28 protein-coding genes and 1 pseudogene are annotated in these 25036 nt (G+C 72.1%); 12 read left to right on the plus strand and 17 right to left on the minus strand.

Annotation, left to right across the window (positions count from 1 at the left end):
* Positions 1-21 precede the first annotated feature (21 nt).
* Together HNR23_RS08465 and HNR23_RS08470 are read right to left on the minus strand one after the other, a co-directional pair.
* Positions 22-978, minus strand: coding sequence for a phosphatase PAP2 family protein (locus tag HNR23_RS08465; RefSeq protein WP_184074864.1), 957 nt, complete (start codon positions 976-978; stop codon positions 22-24).
* Complete coding sequence (locus HNR23_RS08470) at positions 975-1703, minus strand: polysaccharide deacetylase family protein (RefSeq protein ID WP_184074865.1); 729 nt, start codon at positions 1701-1703, stop codon at positions 975-977. The genes HNR23_RS08465 and HNR23_RS08470 overlap by 4 nt, the downstream gene beginning before the upstream one ends.
* Before the next feature lie 104 nt (positions 1704-1807).
* Here HNR23_RS08470 and HNR23_RS08475 point away from each other — a divergent pair, with 104 nt between their 5' ends.
* The 3 genes from HNR23_RS08475 to HNR23_RS08485 are packed head-to-tail and all read left to right on the plus strand — an operon-like array spanning position 1808 to position 4368.
* Positions 1808-2404 carry a hypothetical protein gene (locus HNR23_RS08475; RefSeq protein ID WP_184074866.1) on the plus strand — a complete coding sequence of 199 codons (597 nt, stop codon included), beginning with the start codon at positions 1808-1810 and terminating at the stop codon, positions 2402-2404.
* Between the two features lie 12 nt (positions 2405-2416).
* Positions 2417-3115 carry a two-component system response regulator CseB gene (cseB, locus tag HNR23_RS08480; RefSeq protein WP_184074867.1) on the plus strand — a complete coding sequence of 233 codons (699 nt, stop codon included), beginning with the start codon at positions 2417-2419 and terminating at the stop codon, positions 3113-3115.
* Between the two features lie 35 nt (positions 3116-3150).
* A complete protein-coding gene (locus tag HNR23_RS08485) occupies positions 3151-4368 on the plus strand; it encodes a sensor histidine kinase (RefSeq protein ID WP_343070484.1) in 1218 nt (405 codons plus the stop codon).
* A gap of 13 nt (positions 4369-4381) precedes the next feature.
* Here the strand turns inward: HNR23_RS08485 and HNR23_RS08490 are convergent, their stop codons facing one another.
* The gene (locus HNR23_RS08490; RefSeq protein WP_184074869.1) at positions 4382-5887 is read right to left on the minus strand and encodes an FAD-dependent monooxygenase; all 1506 of its coding nucleotides are present in this window, start codon (positions 5885-5887) and stop codon (positions 4382-4384) included.
* Positions 5884-6495 (minus strand): PadR family transcriptional regulator, encoded by a 612-nt coding sequence (locus HNR23_RS08495; RefSeq protein ID WP_184074870.1) that lies wholly within the window; start codon positions 6493-6495, stop codon positions 5884-5886. Before HNR23_RS08495 ends, HNR23_RS08490 begins: the two co-directional genes overlap by 4 nt.
* Positions 6496-6724: 229 nt before the next feature.
* Here HNR23_RS08495 and HNR23_RS08500 point away from each other — a divergent pair, with 229 nt between their 5' ends.
* Together HNR23_RS08500 and HNR23_RS27600 are read left to right on the plus strand one after the other, a co-directional pair.
* Entirely contained in the window at positions 6725-8326 is a 1602-nt protein-coding gene (locus tag HNR23_RS08500) for an ABC-F family ATP-binding cassette domain-containing protein (RefSeq protein WP_184074871.1), read from the plus strand.
* 172 nt (positions 8327-8498) lie between these two features.
* Positions 8499-8672 carry a Scr1 family TA system antitoxin-like transcriptional regulator gene (locus HNR23_RS27600; protein ID WP_394353815.1) on the plus strand — a complete coding sequence of 58 codons (174 nt, stop codon included), beginning with the start codon at positions 8499-8501 and terminating at the stop codon, positions 8670-8672.
* Positions 8673-8754: 82 nt separating this feature from the next.
* Here HNR23_RS27600 and HNR23_RS27435 read toward each other — a convergent pair whose 3' ends face one another.
* Positions 8755-9123: an ArsR/SmtB family transcription factor gene (locus HNR23_RS27435; RefSeq protein ID WP_343070744.1), complete on the minus strand. Its 369-nt coding sequence runs from the start codon at positions 9121-9123 to the stop codon at positions 8755-8757.
* On the opposite strand from HNR23_RS27435, the gene HNR23_RS08510 reads away from it, so the two are divergent.
* From HNR23_RS08510 to HNR23_RS08520, 3 genes are all read left to right on the plus strand, one after another.
* Positions 9102-9542 carry a helix-turn-helix domain-containing protein gene (locus tag HNR23_RS08510; protein WP_184074872.1) on the plus strand — a complete coding sequence of 147 codons (441 nt, stop codon included), beginning with the start codon at positions 9102-9104 and terminating at the stop codon, positions 9540-9542. The genes HNR23_RS27435 and HNR23_RS08510 overlap by 22 nt on opposite strands.
* Positions 9539-10387 (plus strand): alpha/beta fold hydrolase, encoded by an 849-nt coding sequence (locus HNR23_RS08515; RefSeq protein ID WP_184074873.1) that lies wholly within the window; start codon positions 9539-9541, stop codon positions 10385-10387. Before HNR23_RS08510 ends, HNR23_RS08515 begins: the two co-directional genes overlap by 4 nt.
* Before the next feature lie 66 nt (positions 10388-10453).
* Complete coding sequence (locus HNR23_RS08520; RefSeq protein ID WP_184074874.1) at positions 10454-10849, plus strand: DUF4180 domain-containing protein; 396 nt, start codon at positions 10454-10456, stop codon at positions 10847-10849.
* Between the two features lie 62 nt (positions 10850-10911).
* Here HNR23_RS08520 and add read toward each other — a convergent pair whose 3' ends face one another.
* Together add and HNR23_RS08530 are read right to left on the minus strand one after the other, a co-directional pair.
* Entirely contained in the window at positions 10912-11952 is a 1041-nt protein-coding gene (gene add, locus HNR23_RS08525; protein WP_184074875.1) for an adenosine deaminase, read from the minus strand.
* Between the two features lie 87 nt (positions 11953-12039).
* Complete coding sequence (locus HNR23_RS08530) at positions 12040-12891, minus strand: class I SAM-dependent methyltransferase (RefSeq protein ID WP_184074876.1); 852 nt, start codon at positions 12889-12891, stop codon at positions 12040-12042.
* A gap of 218 nt (positions 12892-13109) precedes the next feature.
* Here HNR23_RS08530 and HNR23_RS08535 point away from each other — a divergent pair, with 218 nt between their 5' ends.
* Positions 13110-14075 carry a GlxA family transcriptional regulator gene (locus tag HNR23_RS08535; RefSeq protein WP_184074877.1) on the plus strand — a complete coding sequence of 322 codons (966 nt, stop codon included), beginning with the start codon at positions 13110-13112 and terminating at the stop codon, positions 14073-14075.
* Positions 14076-14153: 78 nt separating this feature from the next.
* The gene (locus tag HNR23_RS08540; RefSeq protein WP_184074878.1) at positions 14154-14795 is read left to right on the plus strand and encodes a DJ-1/PfpI family protein; all 642 of its coding nucleotides are present in this window, start codon (positions 14154-14156) and stop codon (positions 14793-14795) included.
* A gap of 53 nt (positions 14796-14848) precedes the next feature.
* Here HNR23_RS08540 and HNR23_RS08545 read toward each other — a convergent pair whose 3' ends face one another.
* Positions 14849-15370, minus strand: a complete 522-nt coding sequence (locus HNR23_RS08545) for a hypothetical protein (RefSeq protein ID WP_184074879.1) — start codon at positions 15368-15370, stop codon at positions 14849-14851.
* Between the two features lie 21 nt (positions 15371-15391).
* On the opposite strand from HNR23_RS08545, the gene HNR23_RS08550 reads away from it, so the two are divergent.
* Positions 15392-16621, plus strand: a complete 1230-nt coding sequence (locus HNR23_RS08550) for an RNA-guided endonuclease InsQ/TnpB family protein (RefSeq protein WP_184074880.1) — start codon at positions 15392-15394, stop codon at positions 16619-16621.
* A gap of 81 nt (positions 16622-16702) precedes the next feature.
* On the opposite strand, the gene HNR23_RS08555 is transcribed toward HNR23_RS08550, so the two are convergent.
* The 5 genes from HNR23_RS08555 to HNR23_RS08575 form a co-directional block, all read right to left on the minus strand.
* The gene (locus HNR23_RS08555; RefSeq protein ID WP_184074881.1) at positions 16703-16951 is read right to left on the minus strand and encodes a hypothetical protein; all 249 of its coding nucleotides are present in this window, start codon (positions 16949-16951) and stop codon (positions 16703-16705) included.
* 445 nt (positions 16952-17396) lie between these two features.
* A complete protein-coding gene (locus HNR23_RS08560) occupies positions 17397-18353 on the minus strand; it encodes an amidohydrolase family protein (RefSeq protein WP_184074882.1) in 957 nt (318 codons plus the stop codon).
* A gap of 443 nt (positions 18354-18796) precedes the next feature.
* Positions 18797-19396, minus strand: a complete 600-nt coding sequence (locus HNR23_RS08565; RefSeq protein ID WP_184074883.1) for a Uma2 family endonuclease — start codon at positions 19394-19396, stop codon at positions 18797-18799.
* A gap of 12 nt (positions 19397-19408) precedes the next feature.
* Positions 19409-19822, minus strand: a complete 414-nt coding sequence (locus HNR23_RS08570) for a helix-turn-helix domain-containing protein (protein WP_184074884.1) — start codon at positions 19820-19822, stop codon at positions 19409-19411.
* A gap of 197 nt (positions 19823-20019) precedes the next feature.
* On the minus strand, positions 20020-20805 hold the full coding sequence (locus HNR23_RS08575) for a TetR/AcrR family transcriptional regulator C-terminal domain-containing protein (RefSeq protein WP_184074885.1): 786 nt from the start codon (positions 20803-20805) through the stop codon (positions 20020-20022).
* A 123-nt stretch (positions 20806-20928) separates the two neighbouring features.
* Here HNR23_RS08575 and HNR23_RS08580 point away from each other — a divergent pair, with 123 nt between their 5' ends.
* Positions 20929-21822 (plus strand): NAD(P)H-binding protein, encoded by an 894-nt coding sequence (locus HNR23_RS08580; RefSeq protein ID WP_184074886.1) that lies wholly within the window; start codon positions 20929-20931, stop codon positions 21820-21822.
* Between the two features lie 79 nt (positions 21823-21901).
* On the opposite strand, the gene HNR23_RS08585 is transcribed toward HNR23_RS08580, so the two are convergent.
* From HNR23_RS08585 to HNR23_RS08600, 4 genes and pseudogenes are all read right to left on the minus strand, one after another.
* A complete protein-coding gene (locus tag HNR23_RS08585) occupies positions 21902-22177 on the minus strand; it encodes a Prokaryotic metallothionein (RefSeq protein WP_184074887.1) in 276 nt (91 codons plus the stop codon).
* 236 nt (positions 22178-22413) lie between these two features.
* Positions 22414-22584: pseudogene (locus tag HNR23_RS08590) on the minus strand (MFS transporter); the annotation flags it as partial.
* Between the two features lie 702 nt (positions 22585-23286).
* Positions 23287-24495, minus strand: a complete 1209-nt coding sequence (locus tag HNR23_RS08595; RefSeq protein ID WP_184074888.1) for an MFS transporter — start codon at positions 24493-24495, stop codon at positions 23287-23289.
* Between the two features lie 6 nt (positions 24496-24501).
* On the minus strand, positions 24502-24990 hold the full coding sequence (locus HNR23_RS08600; protein WP_343070485.1) for a MarR family winged helix-turn-helix transcriptional regulator: 489 nt from the start codon (positions 24988-24990) through the stop codon (positions 24502-24504).
* Positions 24991-25036: the final 46 nt, after the last annotated feature.

Here is a 25036-nt window from a genome sequence, read left to right on the forward strand (position 1 = left end):
GCCCGCCCGGTCGGCGCGCCCTCACCCCGCCCCGGGCACCCGGGCCCCGGAGACGGGCGCCCCCTCGGCCGCGGGCCGCGGCCCGGGCCGCACCACCCGCACCGGCCCGGGCTCCTCGGCCTCCAGCAGCGACAGCAGCACCGCCGCCGTCAGCAGCGGGACCGCACTCACCCCGGCCGCCAGCCACACCGCCACATCGGCCCCGACCAGCCCCGGCGCGCCCGCCGCCGGGCTCAGCGCGAGCAGCTCCAGCGGCACGGCGGCCAGGACGAACACCGGAAGCCACGCCCAGGCCGTGGCCAGCAGCGACGACGACACCCCGGGGCGCCGCGGCGGGCTGAGGAACGCGGTGGCCACGCAGAACAGGGCGAACGCCAGCAGCGTGCTGCCGATGACGTCGCTGGGACGGTGCCAGCCCTGGGAGATGGTGGTCATGGCCACCGCGCCCGCCCACAGCCCCCCGGCCCCGGCCGCCAGGGGCCGCAGGCGGGCGGGCACCACCAGCAGCAGGGCCAGCACCAGCGCCACCGCGAGCGTGACGTGCCCGCTGGGGAAGCTGTTGCCGCCCCCGCCCCAGCCGCTGCCCGGGGCCAGCGGCGGACGCGTGAGCACCTCGGCCTTGAGCACGAAGGTGGCCGCCGCCGCAAGGGCGACCGTGGCCAGCGCGACAGCGGTCGTACGGACACGGCGCCGGGCCAGGCCGACCACCGCCAGCACCGCCAGCCCGGCCGCCAGGATCACCGGCGCGCTCAGCCACTCCAGGCCGCTGAGCACCGACGCCCAATCCGCCGCGCCGCTGTGCAGGGCGTCGACGCGCCGGGCGGAGGCGTCGGCGAGGATCGCGTCCTCGATCCGCTGCCCGGCGGCGGTGCGCACCAGCAGCGCGTAGGTCAGGGCGAAGGCCGCCGCGCTGCCGGTCGCGGCCGCCCCCATCAGCATCCGGTGTCCGGGCACCTGCGCGTGGGAGGGGAAACTCATGTCAGGTAGTCCTCCAGAAGTGCGGGCTCCAGCCCGGATTTCTCCGCCGCGGCGACGAACGCCGCGATATCGGCGCTGAATTGCTCGCGGAAATGCATCAGGACGATGTCGCCGGGGCGCAGCCGGTCTCCCGCGGCGAATCGGATGCGGCCGTCGTCGATCTCGGCGCTCCAGTGCACGACGTGGGTGGCGCCGCATTCGGCGGCGGCGCGCAGTGTGTCGTCGTCGAAGCTGCCGTAGGGCGGGCGCAGCAGGGTGGGGCGCCGGCCGAACTCCTCTTCGTAGCGGTCGGAGGTCGAGCAGATCTGGCGCCGCTGCTCCTTGGCCGACGCGCGGGCGAGGTCGGGGTGGTCGATCGTGTGGTTCTCGATCGCCGACCCGGTCTCCTGGCTCAGCTCGCGGAAGAAGTCCGGGTCCTGGCGCACGTAGTCGTCGGTGAGGAAGAACGTCGCCTTGACCCCGGCGTCCTTGAGGACCTCGGCCATCTTCGGGTCGCGTGTGGCGCCGTCGTCGATGGTGAGGAAGACGACCGGGTCGTCGGTGTCCACCCGGTAGTCGGCGTCCTCGATGGTGCGCGGCTCCGCCTCGGCCGAGGGCTCGCCGCTCGCGCGTGCCGAGGTGGGCTCGGCGGGCTGGGGGGTGCACGCGGCGGCGGCCAGCAGCGCGGCGAAAAGCGCGCCCGCCGCTACCGATCGGGGTGTGGACGTTACTCTTCCTCCAAGCATGAAAGGCACACTAGGAGCGGTAGCCGTCGGCTTCCCTGAGCCTGCGTTGCGGAATTCCCGCGACCATCCATCGGCTGTGTAACAGCTGTTCACACGGCGGTAGCATGGCCGAAGTGAATGCCAGGGGGAGTTCCGCCGAAGCTGTTGCGGCGGTCGCGTGCGCGCTGGTGGTGGCCGCCGGCTGCGGTGTGGTCGACACCGGGGTGCGGGTGGTGGACGGGGGCGGCGGCGGTGGGGTCAGCCCGTCGCCGGAGTCGGGCGGCGGCGACAAGGACGAGGCCGTCAGCGTCGATCCCGTCGCGGTGCTGCGCGAGGACCCCGGGGTGAGCCCGAAGGTCAAGGAGATGGTCGCCCGGCCCTGCTCGGGCGAGGGGTACGCCGAGGGCTGGTTCCCGGTGTACGACACCTACACGACCATCGGCGGGGCCGACGTCCCGGTCGTGATCATCAGCGTGCAGGGGTGCGCTGATGTGGTCGCGTGCAGCGGTGTGGCCGCCAGCTACGTCTACCGGCTGTGGGAGGACCGCACCGAGCGCGTGTTCGCCACAGAGGAGCCGATGAGCGAGGTCACCGCCTCCGACGGGCGGCTGTCCCTGCAGCGGCCGGTGTGGCGGCCCAGCGACCCCTCCGAGTGCCCGACGGGCGCCGACATGGTTCCGCTGCGGTGGGACGGCGACAAGCTCGTGGCCGACGGTGAGTGAGGAAGAGGGGACGTGGCCGAGACACACGTGCTGTTCGTCGAGGACGACGACGTCATTCGGGAGGCGACCCAGCTCAGCCTGGAGCGGGACGGGTTCCGGGTCACCGTCGCGGCCGACGGGCGGGCCGGGTGGGAGCGGTTCCGTTCGGCGCGGCCGGACATGGCGCTGCTGGATGTGATGCTGCCGGGGATGAACGGGGTGAGCCTGTGCCGGCGTATCCGTGAGGACAGCCTCATCCCGGTCCTCATGCTCTCGGCGCGCGACGACCCGGTCGACATCGTCGTCGGACTGGAGGCCGGGGCCGACGACTACGTCACCAAGCCGTTCGACAGCGCCGTGCTGGCGGCGCGCATCCGTGCGGTGCTGCGCCGCGCCCAGGCCGCCCCGCCCGCAGAGCCCGGTGCCGGCGGCGGTGGCGGGGCGCTGAGGTTCGGGGACGTGGAGATCGACCCGGAGGGGGTGCGGGTGCTGCGCGGCGGGGAACCGGTCGCGCTGACCCCGACCGAGATGCGGCTGCTGCTGCGGTTCGCCGAGTCGCCGGGGGCCGTGCTCAGCCGCGACGTGCTGCTGGAGAGCGTCTGGGACTACGAGTGGGGCGGTGACACCCGGGTCGTCGACGTCCACGTGCAGCGGCTGCGCAACAAGATCGGCGCCGGGCGCATCGAGACCGTGCGCGGGTTCGGCTACAAGCTGCTCGGCCGACCCGAGTGAGCCTGCGCTGGCGGATCACCGCGACGATCACGCTGGTGAGCGTGCTGGTCGCGGTGGCGCTGAGCCTGACGGTGCACTTCGCCTACGCCTACCGGCTGGCCGATGAGGCCCGCAAGATGCAGGAGGAGCGGGTCGAGCTGGCGCTGCGCGAGTACAGCCGCACCGGTCGGCCCTCGCTGGGCAGCCGTCTGGACGACCCGGACCTGCCCGCTGCGCTGCGGTCGGTGGTCGGCGACGGTTACACCGCGACCATGATCGAGGAGACACCGGAGGGCGCCTACGTCTGGGCCGCGGCGGCCGCCTCCGACCAGCAGGTCCTCTCCCTGCGCTCGGACTACACCGCGCAGCTGGACGCGCTGTCCTCGCTGGACCGGGTCCTGGTGCTGGGGTCGCTCACCGTGGTGGCGCTGGGGGCCGGGGCGGGGGTCGTCATCGGTGCGCAGCTGTCGGTGCGGCTGCGGCGTGCCGCTTCGGCGGCCGGGCGGGTCGCCGACGGGGACCGCCGCACCCGGGTGAGCGCGGCCATCGGCGGCGGGTCGCGCGATGAGGCCGCCGAGCTGGCGCGCGCGGTCGATGCGATGGCCGATGCGCTGCAGGGCCGGCTGGACGCCGAGCGCCGGGTCACCGCCGACATCGCCCACGAGCTGCGGACCCCGCTGACCGGGCTGACCACGGCGGCCGAGCTCTTGGCCCCGGGCCGCCCCGCCGAGCTGGTGCGCGACCGGGTCCGCGCGCTGCGGGCCCTGGTCGAGGACGTGTTGGAGGTGGCGCGCCTGGACACCGCGACCGAGCGCCCCGACCTCTCCGAGGTGGCCCTGGGCGCGTTCACCACCCGCCGCGCCGCACCCTATGCTCCGGGCGTGCAGGTGCGTGTGCTGGCCGACGCGGTCGTGGACACCGACCCGCGGCGGTTGGAGCGCATCCTGGTCAACCTCATCGCGAACGCGACCAAGCACGGCGGGGCGCCGGTGGCCGTGGAGGTCGAGGGGGCGCGTATCCGTGTCCGCGACCACGGGCCCGGGTTCCCCGAGGAGGTGCTGGCCGAGGGGCCGAGCCGCTTCCGCAAGGGGACCGGGAGCACCGGAGGGCACGGCCTGGGGCTGACCATCGCCCTGGGCCAGGCCCATGTGCTGGGCGCGCGGCTCACGTTGGCCAACCCCGACGGCGGCGGCGCCCTGGCCACCCTGGACCTGGCCCCCTACGACCACCCCACCCCGCCTCTGGGTGAAGAGCTCCCACCCGGCTGGCGCTGAGCGGCCGGGGGCCTCAGCGGCCGCCCGCGTCGCTGCGGATGCGGCGGGCGCACCATCGGCGCAGCGCCGTATCCAGGTCGCCGGACGCGTCTCCGGCGGTGGTGCGCACCCAGGCGGCGTGGCCGTCGGGGCGCACCAGGACCGCGCCGGCCCCGGGGTGATCGGGGCATCGCGCGTCGATGACCGCGACGTCGTAGGACCGCGCCGCGGCCGCGAGACCGCGGTCCGATGCGGCGGTGAGGCCGAGCAGGACCGGGCGTCCCGCCGCCAGCGCCGCGGACAGCCGGATGGCACCGGCCGATGTGTGGAGGTTCAGGTCGGGCACGAGGCGCCCCAGCCACGGGTGGGCCTCGGGAGCGGCGGCGCCCACGTCGTAGCGGGTGTCGAGCCCTGTCAGGGTCTCGGTGAGCGCGCGGTTGGCCTCGGGCCGTGTGAGCAGGCGGGTGAGCAGGTCCTTCAGCGGGTCCAGGGCGGGGTCGGGTCGGCCGAGGATGATCTGGGCGCGGGTGGCGGCCAGGACGTCGGCGCCTGCCGGGTGCCGTTCGTCGTGGTAGGTGTCGAGGAGAGGGTCGGGCATGGTTCCGTGGACGACGGCGGCCAGCTTCCACCCGAGGTTCACGGCGTCGTCCAGGGCGATGTTGAGACCGATCGCCCCGGCCGGCGGGTGGATGTGCGCGGCGTCCCCGGCCAGCAGGATGCGGCCGCTGCGGTAGCGGGCGGCCTGGCGTGCCGCGTCTCCGAACCGGGTCAGCCACAGCGGATCGGTCAGTGCGACGTGGCGGCCCAGCGCGTCGTCGACGGCGGCCTGCAGCCGGTCGAGGGTGACCGGGGCGTGCCGGTCCGCGGGCGGGTGGGGGTCTTCGGTGATCAGGCGGACGTAGCCGGGGCGCGGGATGGCGAACACCGAGCCCCCGGGTCCGGTGGAGACGCCGAAGGGCAGTGCGTCGGGGTCGGCCAGGACGACGTCGCCCAGCAGCGAGTGGCTCGTCGCCGCGGTGCCGGGGAAGGCGATCCCGGCTATTTTGCGCACTGTGCTGCGGCCGCCGTCGCAGCCGACCGCGTAGGCGGCGCGGATCGTGCGTTCGCCGCCGTCCGCGGTGAGGGCGGCGGTGACGGTGGTGTCGTCCTGCTCGACGGTGTGGAGCCGGTGCCCGCGCAGGAGCTCGGCGCCGGCGGCCAGCGCGTGGTCTTCGAGGAGTTCCTCGACGCGGTTCTGGGGGATGCCCAGGGTGAAGGGGTGGCCGGTGGTGGTGCCCGCCAGCGGCAGTTCCACCGGCAGGCCGGGGGAGGGGGCGTGCGGCGCCCGCCAGCCTTCGGCGACGAACATGTCGGCCAGCCCGCGGCGCGCCAGCAGGTCCAGGCTGCGGGCATTGAGGTTGAAGCCGCGGGGGTGGCGGGGGCGCTGCCGGTCGCGCTCGACGAGGGTCGTGGACACACCGGCCAGGCGCAGCTCGCAGGCGAGCATCAGCCCGGCGGGGCCGGCTCCGACGATGAGGACGTCGGTGTCGCGGTCGGTCATGAGCGGTCCCGGGGGCCGTGGGCGGGGATGGTCTGGTGGGGCCAGACCAGGGAGCCGTCGCGGATCTCCTGGGCGGTGGCACGGGTCCAGGCGAGTTCGGCCTCGGCCATGTGCAGGGCGTACTCGACCTCGATCATGAAGAGGCGGGGCAGGTCCCCGGGGGCCATGGCCTCCTCCAGTTGCGTCCGGGAGGCCTCGATCTGCTCGCGGAGCCGCTGGGAGCGCTCGTTCAGAGCCTCTTCGGCCCGCTGGGGCCCCAGGGCGCCCAGGTAGGAGACGGCGGAGAGGAATCTCAGGTACTCGGGCGCCGGGGTGCGGATGATCTCGTCGAGCCAGCCGAGGAACTCCTGCTGGCCGTGGTCGGTGGGGGCGTAGACGGTGCGCCGGGGGCGGTTGCCCTCGCGCTGGGTGGCGTGCGGTTCGATCCAGCCGTTGCGGCTGAGGGCTTCCACGGTGTCGTAGAGGGTGCCCGTGCGGAGCTTGAAGACGGTGTCCATCTGGCGCTCGCGCAGTGTGGAGGCCATTTCGTAGGGGTGCATCGGCTTTTCCTGCAGCAGCCCCATGACCGCCAGCGCCAGCGTGTTGGTGACCTTGCGTTTCTCTGCCATCGACGACTCCACCAGATAGTCGGAAGCGAATAGTCGCTGCCGACTATAGTGGAGCCCCCTGCTGCGCGCACCCACGGGGGCGCGCAGCAGGGGGCCGAGAGAAAAAGAGGTGCGCGACATCGGGCTGCCGGGTTAGGCTGCGCCCCATGTCGACACCCCGGATCTCCTAGCTCGGACACCCGCTTCCGCGCCACCCTTGTGTCCTTGAGCTTCCCCGGAGTGCACCACCATGATCACCGCCCGCGGTGTCGACATCCATGTCGGCGCCCGCCAGCTGCTGTCCGACGCCTCCTTCACCATCACCCCCGGCGACCGCATCGGGCTCGTCGGCCGCAACGGATCCGGCAAGACCACCCTGCTCGAAACCCTGGCCGACCGGCGCCCGCCCCACGCGGGCACCGTCACGCGCACCGGCTCTGTGGGCTACCTGCCCCAGGACCCGCGCGCCGCCGACCCGGCCACCACCGTCACCGACCGCATCCTGGCCGCCCGCCGGCTGGCCGACGCCGTCCGCGACCTGCGCGCGGCCGAAGCGGCGATGGCCCAGGCCGCCCGCACGGCCGACCTCGACCGGGCCATGCGCGCCTACACCCGCGCCGAAAACGAGTTCCAGGCACGCGGCGGATACGCCGCCGAAGCCGCCGCCGCGCGCGTGGCCGCCGGGATCGGACTGCCCGACCGCCTCATGGGCCAACCGCCGGGCACGCTGTCCGGCGGGCAGCGGCGCCGCGTCGAACTGGCCCGCATCCTCTTCGCCCAGCACGACACGCTGCTCCTCGACGAACCGACCAACCACCTCGACGCCGACGCCGTCACTTGGCTGCGCGGCTTCCTGGCCGACCACCCCGGCGGGCTGGTGCTCATCAGCCACGACACCGACCTGCTGGACGCGACCGTCAACCGGGTCTTCCACCTCGACCCGCACCGGGCCGCGCTCGACGTGCACAACACCGGGTGGCGCGCCTACCTCGCCCAACGCGACGCCGACGAGCGGCGGCGCACCCGCGAGCGCGCCAACGCCGAACGCAAGGCGGCGGCGCTGCACGCCCAGGCCGACAGGATGCGCGCGAGCGTGGGCACCGCCATGGCGGCCAAGAACATGGCCCGCCGCGCCGACCGGATGCTGTCCGGCGTGGAGCCGGCGCGCCGCACCGAGGCGGTGGCGCGCATCCGGCTGCCCGAGCCCGCCCCGTGCGGCCGGATCCCCCTCGCCGCGGTCGGCCTGGCCAAGTCCTACGGCGACCTGCGCGTGCTCACCGGAACCGACCTGGCCGTCGACCGCGGCGGCCGCATGGTCGTCCTCGGATTCAACGGCGCGGGAAAGACCACCCTGCTGCGGATCCTCGCCGGACGCGAGCGACCCGATGCGGGCCGGGTGGTGCGCGGCCACGGGCTGCGACCGGGCTACTTCGCCCAGGAGCACGACACGCTCGACCCGGCCCGCACCGTCCGGGAGAACCTCCGCGCGGCCGCGCCGCACCTCACCGAAGGGGAGGCGCGGCGCGTGCTGGGAGCGTTCCTCTTCTCCGGCGACGACGCCGACAAACCGGCCGGGGTGCTCTCCGGCGGTGAGAAGACCCGGCTGGCCCTGGCCGGGCTGGTCCATTCGGGCGCCAACGTGCTCCTGCTGGACGAGCCCACCAACAACCTCGACCCCGCCTCCCGCGACGGAGTCCTCGCGGCCGTCGCCACCTATCCGGGTGCCATCGTGATGGTCACCCACGACGAGGGCGCCATCGAGGCACTGCGCCCGGACAGGGTCCTGCTGCTCCCCGACGGCACCGAGGACCTGTGGGACGAGGAGTACCGGGACCTGGTCGCGCTCGCCTGATCCAGGAGCCGAGGGGTCATCAGTAGAATCCCGAGCGGCCGTCACCGGCCCTGATTCCCGCAGGGCCGGTGACGGTCTCACTCAGATTCCTCGGTTGAGCCCTATCGCTTCTCCGCATCCTTGACCATGGGAGAAGAGCGAGCTCGGCCTCCCGGCCGTCCTCAACTCACTCATCGGCTTCGAGACGCAGGCCATCCGGCTCGCGTCCTTGGACCTGGGACACGTACCCGGGCTCCTTCAGACGCCTGACTACGCGAGAGCGATCATGTTGGGCGGAGGAATTCCGCCAGGCCCAGCGGAAAACTCTCGTGGCCACGCGTATCGGACGTCAAGCCATCCTCACTAAGCCGCAGCGGCCCGGGATCCACGCCGTCATCGGTGAATCCGCCCCGCGTCGCCTCCAGAGGCGGGTGGTCAGTCATGGCTGATCAGATTGATCGGATCGTCACATAGCCGCAGTCGACCAGGCAGGACAGGTGGACCGACACCCGCGGCCGGGACACCCCGGCGTGCTGCACGCACTCGGCCGCGGTGTGCTCCCCGGCGAGGATGTACTCCAGGAGCTTGAGCCGCGTGGGGTCAGACAGGCGCGGAAGAACCGCGCCGCGGCCTCCAGATGGGCGGCGGTGCCAACGCCGACGAGCGCGATCGTGCGGGCGCCGGCCGGACCCAGGTTGCGCAGGTCCCCGATGTTCATCGTCCTCCCCAGGGCACTCCGCATGTTCCGCAAAATACCCTATTTCTCCGAGATGGAGGGAAGGATACGGTACTTCTCGTGAGCAACCGTCTCTACTCAGTGGAACAGGTCGCCGACCACCTGAGCCTGCACGTCCGCACCGTCCGCAACTACATCCGCGACGGGCGGCTCGACGCCGTCCGCATCGGCAAGCAGTACCGCATCACCCACGAGGCCCTGGAAGCCTTCACCGGGCACCCGGTGACGCCTGCGCACGACACCCCCCGGGCCCGTGGGCAAGCCGAGGTGTCGGCCATCGTGGAGATCGACGCCGTCGACCCCGCGACCGCCGACCGCCTGACCACGCCCCTCAGCGCATTCCTGACCGCCGCGGCCGCCGACCGCCGCCCGGGTGAGGAGCCGCTGCGGATCGAGACGGCCTACAACAGGGACAAGGCCCGCCTGAAGATCATCATCCTCGGCAGTCCCGGCGACACCGCCCGGCTGCTCGCCTATATCGACGAGGTCCTCACGTCATGACCGCGATCTACACGTCCGAGGGCGGCGGGCGCGAGATCCGCCGACGGTACCGGGAGGCGCTGGGTGCCTGGCCGATCCCCGCCGAGCACCTGCGGGTGCCGACCCGCGAAGGGGACACCTTCGTCGTCTCTGGTCCCCCGGACGCGCCGCCGCTGGTCCTGCTGCACGGCTCCGGCGCGAACGCGACCATGTGGACGGGCGACGTCCCCTCATGGGCGCGGCACTTCCGCGTCCATGCCGTCGACCTCATCGGCGAGCCGGGACTCAGCGCGCCGTCCCGTCCACCACTGGCCTCCGAAGCCCTGGCGCTATGGCTGGACGACGTGCTGGACGACGTGCTGGACGGCCTCGGGCTCACCAACCCCGCATTCGTCGGGGCCTCCTTGGGCGGCTGGGTGGCCTTGGACCATGCCACCCGCCGCCCCGACCGGATCCGCCGCCTGGCACTGCTGTGCCCCGGCGGGATGGGGCGGCAGACAATGGGATGGCCGGCCAAGGCCCTGCTGCTGCGCCCCTTCGGACGCTGGGGCCTGCGCCGGTCGGCCCAAGCCGCCACGGGCTTGGAGGCGCCGGACAGCGAGCACGTCCTCGACTCCCTCGTGCTGACCTTCGCCCATTTCAAGCCCCGCATGGAGCGGCTGCCGGTGTTCTCCGACGACGCCCTGCGCCGCCTGACCATGCCCGTGCTGGTGATCGTCGGCGGCCGAGACGCCATGTTCGACTCCCGCGACACCGCACGGCGCGCACGCCGATGCATCCCCCGCGCGACCGTGACCCTCCTGCCCGAAGTCGGGCACGCGATCCTCGGCCAGACCGAGCCCATCACGGAATTCCTCCGCGGCTGATCCGGCCCACCCGGCTTTCCACTCGCCCATCGGCTGCCGCCGACCCACATGAGGAGACACCAGCAGATGACATCCACCCTCCCCACAGGCCCACACGACGCACCCGTCGTCCTCTACACCCCCGACGGCCGGGAGCTCAGCAGCGCCGACGCCGCGCTCGACCTCATCGGTGAGGCATGGGCGTGCCGCGCCGAGGTGCTGGTCGTGCCGGTGGAGCAGGTCGCCGACGCGTTCTTCGTCCTCAAGTCCGGGCTGGCCGGCGAGATCGTGCAGAAGTTCGTCAACTACGGGCTCCGCCTGGTCATCCTCGGCGACGTCTCCCCGCACGTCGCGGACAGCCCGGCCCTGCGCGACTTCGTCCGCGAGGCGAACCGCGGCCGCCAGGTCTGGTTCGTCGAGACACAGGAGGAACTGGACGAGCGGCTGCACCGCGGAAACCCTCCGAACATCCGGGAGCGCTGACACGCGGCCATGACGGGCGCGGCGAACACTCCGGGCCGGCTTCTCCCGCGCAGACCGGGGCGTTACCGCGGCGCGCTGTGCACGGCCGTCTCTGCGGGGGACACGGCGATCCACTCGTCGATGAGCCGGTGCAGGCGCGTCACGGTCCGAGCCGGGGCGAAGGAAGCGTCGGCCCCGGCTCGGGCCAGCTCGGCCAGCGCGTCGTCGTCGAAACCGTGCACCTCGCGCAGGACGGTGTACTCACCGGTGAGGTCGGTGCCGATGACGGCGGGGATGTCGGCGTTCACCGTGACGGTGAGCCCGGCCTCGCGCAGCCGGGGAAGCGGGTGGTCGCGGTGCGAGGCGGCGAAGCCCAGCGCGATGTTGGACGACGGGCACACCTCCAGCGGGAGCCCGCGGTCGCGGACCTCCGCGACGAGGTTCTCATCGTCGAGCACCCGGATCCCGTGCCCCAGACGCTCGGTGCGGCCGATCCCGATGGCCTCGCGGATACTCGCCGGGCCGCACGCCTCGCCGGCGTGGTGCACGATGTGCAGCCCGGCGTCGCGGGCGGCGACGATGACCTCGGTGAACGGTGCCAGGGGGTAGGCCTCCTCCCCGGCCATGCCGATGCCGACCACCCCGCCACCGCGTTGCCCGTCGGCGGCGTAGCGCCTGGCGAGGCCGAGTGTGAGCCGGGCGCGCTCCACCGAGCGGCGGCGGGAGTGGTCCAGGATGAGGCGGCATTCGATGTCGTGGGCGGCCTGGCCTTCGGCCAGCCCCTCCACGACCGCCTCCAGCGGCATCTCCGGTCGACCGAGGCGTTCGCCGTGCGCGGCGGCGGTGAAGGTGACCTCGGCGTAGCGCGTTCCCTGGGCGGCCTCATCGGCGCAGAACTCCCGGGCGATCCGGCGGAAGTCCTCCGGTCGGCGCAGGCAGCCCCGTACGAGCGCGTTGTGGTCGGCGAACCGGCGGAAGCCGCCGAAAGCAGCCCGCCCGGCCCCCGGGCGGTCGGGCGACTCCACCTCGTTGGCCGCGGCGATCTCGCGCAGCGTCTCCCAGCGGACCGTGCTCTCCAAATGGACGTGCAGGTGGGCCTTGGGCAGCCGCGCCAGATCTCGCATAGGCGGGAGTGTAGGGAGCCGCGGCCGTCGGGCACCACGCGTTTTCGCCGGCGCCGCGCCGTCTTGGGCGTGCGGGGAGCGGACGCGTCATCGCGAGGTCGGCGCGCCGTTGGCGGCCGTGGCGGTGACGAGGTAGTAGTCGACCCAGCCCTCCTTGTAGGCGGGGAGCCAGTTGCGGCCCCAGGTGTCGCGGTATTCGGTCTGGCTGACCCAGGTGTCGAAGCCGTGCCAGACGTGGTCTCCGATCGGCTCGGCCCGGACGTCGGTGAAGCCCGCCGCGCCGAGGTCGGCGGTGAAGGAGCCGATGGGGTGGACCACGTCGATGCCGTCGCGGACGGTCGCGATCAGTTCGGCCAGGCGCGTCGGCCCCTGGTCGTCGGGGGAGAAGAACGTCGCCAGCGCGAACCGCCCGCCCGGGCGCAGAACTCGGTGCGCCTCGCGGGCGAAGGAGGCGAGGTCGCCGAAGTGCTGGGCCGCCTCCACCGAGTAGACGCCGGTGAAGGCGGCGTCCGGCCACGGCAGGTCCAGGGCCGACCCCTGGTGGAAGGACAGGCGCCCGGGATGCTCGCGCAGGACCTCGGCGTTGGTCCGCTCGGCGCGGGCCAGCTGGTCCGGTGACAGGTCCACGCCGTGGACCTCGGCCGGGCCGAACTCGCGGACGACGAGCGCGGTCCCCACTCCGATCCCGCACCCGACCTCCAGCAGGACGTCATCGGGGCCGACGCCGAGACGGCCGACCACCACCCGGTACATCTCCTCCTGGCTGCGGGTGCGCTGCTCCACGGTGATGGGGCCGGGCCCGGTGAGGACATCCCCGGACCAGTAGCCGTAGTTGATGAAGTTTCCGGAGAACAGCGAGAACGAGCCCAGGTCCTGGGCGCCGTACATGGAGGACACCAGGGCGCTCCGCTCGTCGGATGAGTGCGGAGTTTCGGGCATGGCCGTGGATCCTCTCCGGTCGATGGCAGGTGTGTGCCGCGGCCCGGCGGTCGAGCGTCGGTTCGGCACCCATGGGCCTGCCCCGGCCGACCGCGGGGAAAACGGTCGCCCCGTGTGGCCGCTGTGGCCGATTCCGGCCGTCGGCCCCGCGAACGATGGCAGGAAAGGTGGGGACATGGTCATTGCGGTCACCCGGTGGCCCCGCCAGGATCGGAGGCATGGCGAGCCGAACCATGCTGATTCCCGTGTTCGACCGGCTCCAGTCGTTGGACGTCACCGGCCCACTGGAGGTGTTCGACCGGGCCGCCCGCATCGCCGACCCGGCGCGCCCGGCCTACACCGTCGTCACCGCCTCGGTGCACGGCGGCCCGGTGCGCACGTCGAGCGGGCTCGACATCGTGCCCGCGGCGGCACTGGACCGGGTCGGGGATATCGACACCCTGGTGGTGCCCGGCGGGCCTGGGACGCGTGAACCCCACCCCGACCTGGTGGAATGGCTGCGCCGCAGCGCACCGCGGGCACGGCGGGTGGCCGCGGTGTGCACGGGGGCGTTCCTCCTCGCCAGGTCCGGGCTGCTCGCGGGGCGCAGGGCCACCACCCACTGGTCGCACTGCGACAGCCTCGCCCGGGACTTCCCGGACATCACCGTGGACCCCGACCCCATCTTCGTGCGCGACGGCAACATCGCCACATCCGCGGGCGTCACCGCGGGGATCGACCTGGCCCTCGCCCTGGTCGAGGAGGACCTGGGCCGGGACACGGCGCTGACCGTCGCCCGCCACCTCGTCGTCTACCTGCGCCGCCCGGGCAACCAGGCACAGTTCAGCACCCACCTCGCCGCACAGACCGCCGCCCGCGAACCCTTGCGCGACCTCCAGCACTGGATCGCCGGAAACCTCGACGCGGACCTGTCGGTGGAAGCACTGGCCGCGCGCGTGCAGCTGTCCCCGCGCCAGTTCGCCCGCGTGTTCACCGCCGAAATCGGCATCACCCCCGGCCGCTACGTCGACCGGACCCGGCTGGAAACCGCGCGGCGCCTATTGGAGGACACCGACGACGGGGTCGAGCGCACCGCCCGCACCTGCGGCTACGGCACCCCCGAGGCGATGCGGCGCGCGTTCGTCCGCGCACTCGGCGTCTCACCCGCCGACTACCGCCACCGGTTCCGCCCCACCGCACACTGACCCACCGCCCCGAGTGGCCCGAGCAGCCCACCGGACCCAGAACACCGCTCACCCGGCACCGGAAAGGACACCTCCTCCATGCGCATCGCCATCCTCCTCTACGACGGCATCGCGGCCCTCGACGCCGTCGGCCCCTACGAAGTCCTCACCCACCTCCCCGACACCGAAGTCGTCCACGTCGGCCGGCGCCGCGGGGAGGTGCGCACCGGCCGCGGGAGCCTCGGCCTGACCGTCGACGCCGAACTCGGCGAGCTGCCCGACCCCGACGTGATCCTCGTCCCCGGCGGGCCCGGGCAGCGCGACCTCATGACCGACGGTCCGGTACACGACTGGCTGCGCGCCACCGATGCCACGAGCACCTGGACCACCTCCGTGTGTACGGGATCGCTCGTCCTGGCCGCGGCCGGGCTCCTACAGGGGAGACGCGCCACCACCTACTGGCTCGCGCTGGGCGAGCTGCCCGCGTTGGGGGCGGTCCCCGTCGAGGAACGCGTCGTCTTCGACGGAAAGTACGTCACCGCGGCCGGAGTCTCCTCCGGGATCGACATGGCGCTGAGCCTGGCCGGGGCCATCGCCGGAGACGCGACCGCGCGGGAGATCCAGCTGGCGATCGAGTACGACCCCCGGCCGCCCCACCGTTCGGGCTCTCCCGCCACCGCACCGGCCGACCTCGTCACGGCGCTGCGCGAGCGCAGCCGGTTCACCGCGACACCGGGGTAGACGGCGGTGCACCGGGCGGCCCCGCAGCACATCGTGTGTGCGGCGGCCGCCGGTCACGGCGGCTCTTCCGCGTCGATGGCGACGCGCCGCGCCAGCTGGCGGTCGCACTCCGCGGACAGATCGGGGTACCGGGCCGCGATGGCCGTATAGACGCGGCGGCGCAGCAGCAGCTCGGCCTGGACGCGGCCGACCCGGCCGCGCAGATCCGCCAGAAGGGAGTCATAGGGCGTGCGCACGTGGCGCAGGTAGTCGACCTCCCAGCGGCTGCGGACCGCGGTGGGGACATCCTCCACACGGGCCGGCGACGCGACATACGATCCACGGTCCTCGGCATCGGAGTCGGCGCGCCGGTTGCGGTGGGCCGCCGCGTATTCTGCCAGCCGCCTGCGGTCCAGGGCGGGGACGTCGATCGGTGCGGCGCGGACCAGGCCGAGCGTCTCCTCACCGATCCTCCCGGAGGATGCCCCGGCCTTCAGGTCGGGGAGGAATCCGTCCCCCCGCGTGGCGGGGCAGGGAAAGCCGAACCGCCGCTCGGCGGTCCGGCGCCACCCGCAGCGATACCGAAACTGTCGCACCCTGCCGTTAGGTTTGCGGGCATGCCCGCGACGACGGACCAGGACGCCGGTTGCGCCCGGTACACCTACCGTCTGCGCATGTCGGCAACCGCATACCGCGCCCTGCTCGAAGAGTGGGGGCGGTGCCGGTGGGTGTGGAACCAGTGCGTCGCCGAATCCAGGGACGCGCACCGCTGGAACAAGACGCGTCCGGAGGGTGCGGACAAGCGCACGTGCGGCCCGGGGCAGCTCGACCGGATGCTGACCGGGTGGCGGTCGTCCAAGGCGTGGCTGCGCAAGGGCGCATCCGTTCCCCAGCAGCAGGCCGTCCGGGACTTCGCCAAATCCCGGGCCAAGGCGCAGAAGGACATCAAGGCCGGGCTGCCCGTGCGCCGGCGCGCGGGGATGCCCCGGTTCAAGAAGAAGGACCTGGCAAACCCGACCCTGAACTACACGCGCCGCGGGTTCCGACTGCACGGCGACGGCCGGTTGGTCCTGGCCGGGGGAATCGCCGTGCGCCCGGTGTGGTCGCGGGACCTTCCGGCCGAGCCGTCCAGCGTGCGCGTGTACCGCGACGGCCTCGGGCACTGGTATTGCAGCTTCGTTGTTCCTGCGCAGGTCGAAGCCCTGCCCGCGACCGGGAAGGCGATCGGCATCGACTGGGGTGTCAGGGAAACCGCCACGACCACGTCCGGTGCCCACGACCTCCCCCATTCGGAGCACGGGAGGAAAGCCGCGGCCAGGCTGGCCCGCTATCAGCGGATGATGGCCCGGCGCAGGCCTCCGAAAGGCAGGTCCGCCTCGGCGGGCTACCGGAAGGCCAAGCGGCAGACGGCGAAGCTGCACAAAAAGGTCGCCCGGCAGCGCCAGGACACCGGCCGCAAGTGGGCCAAGCGCGTTGTGCGCGACCACGACCGGGTCGCGGTGGAGGACTTCCGGCCGAAGTTCCTGGCCAGGACCACCATGGCGCGCAAGGCCGCTGACGCGGCGATCGGCGCGGTCAAGGCGGCCCTGGTGGAGATGGGCCGCAAGCACGGGCGCGATGTGCGGCTGGTGCATCCCGCGCACACCACCATGGACTGCGCGCAGTGCGGAGCGAGAGCCAAGCACGCACTCCCGTTGTCCGAGAGAACCTATGCCTGCACCGCGTGCGGGGCCGTGTCCCCCCGGGACAAGAACTCCGCGCGCGTGATGCTGGTCCGGGCGGGTTGGAACCCGGATGGCGCTGAGGGTGCAAGACCGCGCGGGGCGCCGCCCCGGGCGGCGGCCTGAGCCATGAATCCCCACGCACGCCGTGAAAGGCGCCCCGCCAGGGGGCGACCGGCCGCCAGGCCGGGCGGGAATCCCCCGCCTTCAGGCGGGGGAGCCTTCAAGCCTCCGGTCCGCGTTGCGCCGCGCGGCCGCGGCCCTGCGCGACGCCTGCTCCGCGCGCGATGCGAAGCCCTCGCCCGTCTCGGCGTCCTCGACTCGGGGGAGCCGGTACAGCGCCATCGGCGCGCCCGAGCGGAAGATCGGGTTGGTCCGGGTCCGGTCAGGGGCGCCGAGGAGGTCGCGGACCATGGCGGGCGACCAGCCGCGCTGACGCAGTTCGGGCACGCTCACCAGCCGCGACGAGTCGCTCTCGGTAGCGGGGGAGGACGAGTCGGTGTTCGGAGGTCGGCACGCAGGCGGAGCCGGAGCGGGGGGAGAGGTCGACGTCGAACGCATGGTGCTGCAGCACTCCTCGGGCGGTCGCGGGCAGGTGAGTTGAGGACTGACGCCGTGTGTTCGACACGCTGACCTGCTCGCCGCCCGCGCCGGGCGGATTCCGATGGTGCTGTCGCGACGCTCTGCCCCCCACACTGGGCCGCCCGCACACCCGGCCGCCACACCGGTTTTCGCCCTGTGGACAACCGGCCGCGTGGGGCGGCAGGCGCGCTTCCGCCCCCGCACACCGCTCAACCTGACGAAGTTCCGTCAAGACCTGCCGCCGCCACTGGCCCGTGCCCAGGGTCGGCGACTACCGTCCGACACGGGATTCGCGGCCGCCGTGCGGTGATCGCGGCGCTCACATCGCCAGGCGGGGGAACAGCTCCTCGACGTTGGCGCGGTTGATGGCCCTGCGCTGCTGCGGGTCGAGGGGGTAGGTGTCGAGCTGCTGGGTGAAGTAGGAGGCGACGTCGGCGGGGGCGTAGGGCCAGTCGCTGCCGAAGGAGATGCGGGCGGGGTCGGCGAAGGCGATCAGCGCGGTCAGGCTGGCCGGGCTCGCCGACAGCGCGGTGTCGTAGTAGAAGTCGCGCATCTCGGCGAGGATGGTGTCGCGGTCGGGCCCGGTCGCGTCGCCCGACAGGCGCGCCTTGAGGACGAGGGTTTCGGCGACGTGATGTGCGGCGTAGGGCAGGAAGCCGCCGGCGTGGGACAGGATGAACTTGATCCGGGGATGGCGCGTCGTGGTGCGGCTGGCGATGAGGCGTGTCGCGGCGCGCACGGTGTCCAGGAGGAAGTCGGCCACGAAGGCGGGGACGCCGGGCAGCTGTGCGGCGGGCAGGTCGGCGGGGTGGACGAACGCAGGCGCCCGGCGCCGGTCGAGCTCGGCCATGACCGGCTCGAAGGCGGGGTCGCCGAGGTAGGTGCCGCGGTGGTTGCTGAGCAGGACGACTCCGTCGGCCTGCAGGTCGTCGAGGCTGTAGGCGAGTTCGGCCAGGGCGCCGTCGATGTCGGGCAGGGGGAGGATGGCGAAGAACCCGAACCGGTCGGGGCGGTCCTTTACGAGCTCGGCGGCGAACTCGTTGACCCTGCGCGCCCATGTGCGGGCCTCGGCGTCGTCGCCGAGGTGGGTGCCGGGCGAGGAGATGGACGCGATTCCGGTCTGGATGCGCATGCCGTCCATGAAGGAGATCGCGGCACTGGGGCTCCAGTCCGGCGCGGGCATGCCTCCCGCGGTGATTCCGCGGGAGTCGAGCCATTCGTGGTAGTCGGGAGGGGCGATGTGCTGGTGCGTGTCGATGCGTCCGGTGGCGTCCATCGTGGGTCCCCCTGGTGCGCTGCGGCCACGGCACCGGCGGCCGGGCGCGTCGCGGCGTACGGTAGGTCATGCCCGCGCCGGACCGCGGGTCGGCAGTCGGCCAGTATGACCTGGGTAAATTCCTGGTCGAGGTGCGTGTGTCGGGGCGGCCATCGCCCGGGCGTTCGCCGCCCAGGGGGCGCGGGTGGCGCTGCACTACTTCGACGCGGAGGCCGCCGCGCCCTCAGGCGTGCGGTGGGAGCACCGGACGCCTGAGGGCGCGGCGGCCGAGGACCTGGCTTCGGAGCTGGACGGCGCGATCGCCGTCGCCGCCGACCTGGCGGCCTCCGGTGTGCGGGTCGACGCCGTGGCACCGGGGCCGATGCCCGACAGCGCGGAGAGGGGAACGACGAAACCCGTGGCCGGAACAGCGTTCTGGCCACGGGCCGAGGTCAGACACCAAGCTAGCGGGCGAAGTCCTTCAATTCCTCGGTGTCCAGGGTGATACCAAGTCCTGGGAGGGTGACCGGCTCACCGTAGGGGAACTCGGAGATCTCCCGGTAGAGGCCGCCTTCGGGTCGACTGTGTACGATCACGGCATCGGTGTCCCGGTCGATGAGGATGTACACTCCGATCCCGGATTGCGCGTAGGACCTGGGTTTCTCCACACGGTCGCGGGTGTGGGTGTCGGTGTCCCACGAGGTGATCTCGATCGCGGCGATGACCCCGTCGGGGTCGGGGTATTCGCCTTGGCCGTGAAAGTGCCTCTTGGGGGCGATGATCCCGTCGGGGATGGCGCGCCCGTTGTGGTAGCCATCGACCTTGATGCCCTGCCCGGTGAGCATTTCGATCTCGGCCCGGTAGGGGACGAACTGGGCGAACAGCCACGAGATGATGGCTGCGTGGTCGCTGTCGGGCACGGGTTCCGCCCAGACCTTCCCGTTGATGTATTCGAGTTTGACGTCTTCTTCGCGGTCGGCGATTCGGGCGAGTTCTTCGAACAGCTCCGGCGACATGGGTAGGCGCGGTTGCCCTGATGGCGGTGTGTGCTGCGCTATGAGCATGGCTGTTCCTGCCTAAGCGACGGGGGTGTTGTTCGGGTCGTGCACTTCGGGATGGAAGGCGGCGCCGTCTTGCGTGTAGGGGGCGGGTGTGCTTGGGGTGGTGTCGGCGGCCCGGTCGGCGGAGGCGTCCGGGATGTGCCGTTGGTCGGCGCCGAGGATCTTGGGGCGCCTGGTGTCGAGCGCGTCAAGCGCCGCCTTAGGACCTTGAAGGATGTCCCCCGGAGGTATGCCGTAGTGATCGGCCAGGTCGTAGACGTCGTCAAGCGACCATTTGCGGGTGCCGCCGAGTTTGCGGTTGGCGGTTTGGTAGGTCTGCCCGAGTGCGCGAGCAATGTCGTCGATGCCCTGGTCGGTGTTGGACATGAGGGTTCGGACGGTGCGGGTGATGTGGCGCTGGCGCTGGTCAGGTGGGCGGCCGGGGCTCATGGTCTTACTGTACCAATTTGGTTCAATGACCACCCCCGTGGATTAATCCATTTTGGTTCTTAATGAGCCTGCGTGGTGCATTCGTGCGCGCAGGGAAGGCCGTACTGGAAACGTCCCCCTCATCAGCCGGACCATCGGGCAGGTCCTGCAGGTGGCGGGAGGCCGCGCCTTGTGACGGTGGTGTCCGGGGTGGGGCCTCAGCCCTGGGCATCGATCATGGCCTGGATGCCGTCGAGCATCCGGTGCAGGCCGAAGTTCTCCTCGTCGAGGCCTTCGGGGGGTTCGCCGCTTTCCATGTCGATGTAGACCTGGGTCAGGGTGGGGAAGCGCTCCATGTCGAAGTGCTCTTCCCACACGTGTTCCCGCGCCGCCCACCAGGCGTCCTCGGACTGGCCGGTCAGGGCCTCGGCGTTCTCCGACTCCACGCGGGCGCGCGCGTCGGCTTCGACGAAGGTGGCGATGGCCGAGGCCGCGGCGTTCATGCGGCGTGCGCTGAGGCCGATGCCCGACAGCGCGGAGAGCAGGTACTCCTGCTCGGCCATCAGTCCCGGTCCCAGTGGGGGCCGCACCGTGGAGACCCGCCCGAACCAGGGGTGGCGGCGGTGGACGGCCAGGGTCCGTGCGGCGTACAGCTCGATCCTGGCCCGCCAGTGGGCGGGAAGGTCGGGGTCGTCGGGGCCGGGCAGCGCGCGCTCGCGCATGACGGTGTCGACCATCAGGTCGATGAGCTCGGCCTTGCCGGGGACGTAGGTGTAGAGGGACATCGTGGCGACGCCGAGTTCGGCGGCGACCCTGCTCATCGCCATAGCCTCGACCCCTTCGCGGTCGGCCACGGCGATGGCCGCCGCGGCGATGCCGGCCACGGTCAGCTTCGGCTTGCGCCCGCGTGGTGATCGGCCCTCGGGCCGTGCTGTGGCCGTGTCGCGCCAGAGCAGGTCGAGGCTGCGGCGTGCGTTGCCTCCGCCGCTGCGTTGCGTTGCCACCCGTTCTCCTCCCTCCGCACTGTCGTGCGGCCGCCAGCTCCCCTGGCCGTCTATATCCGTATAAGGTACGGTAATTTTTAGCCGTATGGCATACGAAAATATGTGAGAGGTGGTGTGCCCGTGATGACGACCCTGCTGACCGTCGCACCGGAGCGCGATACGACCGGAGCCGTGCCCACCGTCCCCGTCGGCCGGTGCATGGCCGAACGGCTGTGCCGGGCGGGGGAGGGGGTGCGTGTGCTGGCACCGCCGTCCGAGCAGGAGGGCTGGCCGCCCGGAGCCGACGTGGTCGTCGGCGATGTCACCCGCCCCGAGCGGACACCGGAGGCCTTCGTCGGCATCGACCGGATGTTCCTGGCCGGGGCGGTCCCCGAAACCGCGCACTCGCTGGTCAGTTTGGCCCGGCGCGGCGGAGTGCGGCGCATCGCGGTGCTGTCGTCGCACGGCCCGGAGTTCGAGATCCAATGGGAGCCGGAGTCCTGGTACTGGCTGGCGATCGAGGTGGTGGTGGAGCGCTCGGGAGCGGAGTGGACGCACATCCGCCCCTCCCCGCTGATGGTCCAGACACTGTCCCGGGGCTTTCCGCGCCCGGGGCACAGCTGGGTGGAGCGGATCCGCGACGACGAGGTGATCTACGACTCCCATACCGCGGCACGCGTCCCCTTCATCGATGAGGACGACCTCGCGGCGGTCGCCGTGGCCGTGCTATCGGGGGACGGGTATGCCGGGCGGACGATGCACGTCTACGGCGACCCGATCAGCTCGGCCGAGCAACTGGAGTCGATCGGTGCGGCCCTGGGGCGCCCGGTGCGCTTCGAAGAACTGAGCCCGGAACAGGCGCGGGTGCGGTTCCGGGCCGAGGGTATGCCGGAGGAAGATATCGACCACACCCTCAGCATCGGCGAGGAGTTCCTGGCTGAGCCCATGGCGCCGAACCCCACCGTCGAGCAGGTGCTCGGCCGCCGCCCGCGCAGCTTCGCCCAATGGCTGGCCGACAACGCGGGCGCCTTCCGTTGATCGGCCGCTCGATGGGCACGCCGACGTCGGCGGGCGCCGTGATGCCCGGCACCTGCCGACGCCGCTGCGGTCAGTACGACTAGCGCGCGGACGGGACCTGAGGGTGGGCTCCGGCGGAGTCGCGGATCTCCTGGCCGAGAGCCGACTCCCCCTTGCGGGCGCAGTGGGCGCAGCAGAAGAACCGCCCTTCCACCTCGGCCCCGTGGCCGATGATGCGGGCCTCGCAGTGCTCGCACGTCGGCGCCAGCTTCTGGATGGCGCACTCGAAGCTGTCGAAGGTGTACTTGTCTCCGCTCACCGTCGTGATGTCGAACGCCATCCAGTAGTCGTTGCCGCAGGTTGCGCAGATAGCCATTGAATCGTCCCCCCCTGTCGGGACGTGCCTGGCCCAGACCGGTCCCGAGACGTATCTCGCCTGTCGCGGCTCCGCCGCCGGAAGGCGGCGGAGCGCGCCGGCATTCCTCCTCCCGACGCTAACCACTCTGAGCTGGATCCGCACGCATCGCGGCCGGATCCGGCGCGGCCCGCGCCCTGCGATCGGTCGCGGGAACACGGCGGAGGCTCAGGCGAACTCGGGTGTCATGGCATCGGCAAGGGGAAATCGACGCGGGCGCCGATGGCGTACCCGGAGATCATGTACCCGGCGGTGGGGATCGACACCCCGAAGTCGGCCGCGACGTCGGGCAGGATTCCCATGGCGACGAACTCGGTGGTTCCGATGCCGGAGGCGCCGATGGCGAGGGCGAGCAGGGCGATGGGCACGACGGCTCCTCAGCGGTCGCTGGACGTGGGCGGTCGTAGGGGGCCGACGCCCGGCCGGCTTCGACGACGTCCCGGTCGAGGTCTACGCCTCCTACATGGCGGGCGCGCTCATCGGCGTCATCGCCACCTGGGTCGCCGACACACCCGACACCCCTGCGCAGCAGACCGCCCTCGCCTTCGGGCGGCTCTTCCGCTCCTGATCACCGCCCCAGCCGGCACGGTCGGCACGGTCGGCCTCCGCCCCCTACCTCGTTCCCTATCACCCCGGATAATATCGTTGGGAAATAACGTTACAGAGAAACGTAATGGCCTTCTGGGGTGACGCAACAAAGCCCGAAGGTACGGGAATCCTGGCCTCCGATAAGTGGGCCTTATCGGAGGCCAGGGCGAAACGGGGGTCGGTCGGCCCCCGAGGGGGCGGAGAAGCGTTGCAACGTTATTCGGCGAGCCGCCGAGAGGGCCGAAAACGCGATCGGGGCGCTGAGCCGAACACAGAGCCCTTGCTCCCCCGTGGGCATGTCCTTACCTTCGGGCCACTCCGCTGTGCCGCCCATGGCCATCCTGTGGCGCCGATTTTTCCCGACTCCGACCAAGAAACGGACAAATCACCTCTGCTGTGTGTGCCGAAACAGCCGGGTGGGGGAGGGCCCGTCGGCCCACCCCCACCCGGAACACGCGTGACCAGCGACGACGCCGTGCGCGCTAAACGGCGCGCAGCGGGGCGAGGTGGCGGCGGCGTACCAGCAGGATGGCCACGGCCACCAGGCAGCAGACGGCGCCCAGGGCGTAGGGGTACACCGGGCTGATGTCCTCGCCCAGCTTCGCCGCGACGAACGGGGCGCAGGCCCCGCCCAGCCAGCGCACGAAGTTGTACCCGGCCGAGGCCACCGGACGCGGCGCGTCCGACACCTCCATCGCGGCCTCGGTGAACACGGTGTTGTTCAACCCGATGGGGATTCCCGTCGCGATCACCAGCACGACCAGGGCCGGTTGGGCGCCGACGAGAAGTGCCGCGGCGATGGCGGCCTGCAGGAGCAGCAGGAGGACGAGTGCCGTGTGCAGCGTGGGGACCGCGCCGATGCGGTGGTGCAGGCGCGGGGCGACGGCGACCGAGGAGACTGCGACCAGCACACCCCAGGCGAAGAAGACCGCGCCGATGCCGTAGGGCGACATCCCCAGGACGAAGGGGGTGAAGGCCAGGACGGTGAAGAAGGCGAAGTTGTAGAACAGCGCGGTGACGGCGGTGGTGGACAGCCCGCCGTGGGCCAGGGCGCGCAGGGGGTCGCTGAGCCGGGTCTTGGTCGCAGGTCGGGCGGGTGCGGCGAGCAGGACGGTGATGAGGATGAAGCCCACCGCCATCAGAGCGGCGGTGCCGAAGAACGGGGCCCGCCAGTGCCAGTCGCCGAGAACGGCCCCCAGCAGGGGTCCCGAAGCGATGCCGACCCCGAGGGCGGCTTCGTACAGGACGATGGCGGACTCCACGCCGCCGGTGGCCGAACCCACGATCACGGCCAGGGCGGTGGCGATGAACAGTGCGTTGCCCAGTCCCCAGCCCGCTCGGAAGCCGATGAGCTCGGCGACGGATCCGGAGGTGCCGGACAGTGCGGCGAAGACGACGACGATGGCCAGCCCGAGCAGCAGGGTCGCCTTACTCCCGATCCGGCTGGAGATGAAGCCGGTGATGAGCATGGCGAGGGCCGTGACCAGGAAGTAGCTGGTGAACAGCAGGGACACCTGGCTCGGGGTGGCGTTGAGTCCTTCGGCGATGGAGGGCAGGATCGGGTCGACCAGGCCGATGCCCATGAAGGCGACCACCGCGGCGAACGCGGTGGCATAGACGGACAGCGGCTGGTGCCACGGGCTGCGGGAGCGGGGCGGGGTGGATAAAGCAGCGGGTTCGGTCGCGGTCATCGCGGGTCAGTTCTCCTGGTCTTCCTGGTCTCGGCGGGGTGTGCGGGCAGCGGGGGGCAGGGATTCTGGGTCCGGTGCGGCGGTGAGCTTGGCGAGGTGGGGCAGGGCGGCGGCGATCGCCGAGCGTTCGTCGTCGGTGAGGTGGCGGAGGCGCGCCGTGAGGTGGTCGATGCGGGCCTGCCGGGCGGTAGCGAGGAGTCGGCGACCGTGGTCGGTGAGTTCGACGACGACGGCGCGGCCGTCGGCGGCGTCGGTGCCGCGGTGGACGGTGCCTGCGGCCTGCAGCCGCGTGATGTGGGTGGTCATGGTGGGGGTGCGCACACCGTGCTCACCGGCCAGGGCGGTGATGCGCCGCGGCCCGTGCTCCAGGGAGCTGAGGATGCTGATTTGGGGGGCCGAGAGCAGGCCGGGGTCGGTGGAACGGCGGATGAGGGTGACCAGGTCACGCAGGATCTGCGAGAGGTCGTGGGCGAGGTCGCGGGGTTGGGAGGGCACGACGGCGATCATATGATTAGATAGCCTAACTAAGCAAATCGGCGGG

The organism is Nocardiopsis mwathae, from assembly GCF_014201195.1.
Lineage (GTDB): Bacteria > Actinomycetota > Actinomycetes > Streptosporangiales > Streptosporangiaceae > Nocardiopsis_C > Nocardiopsis_C mwathae.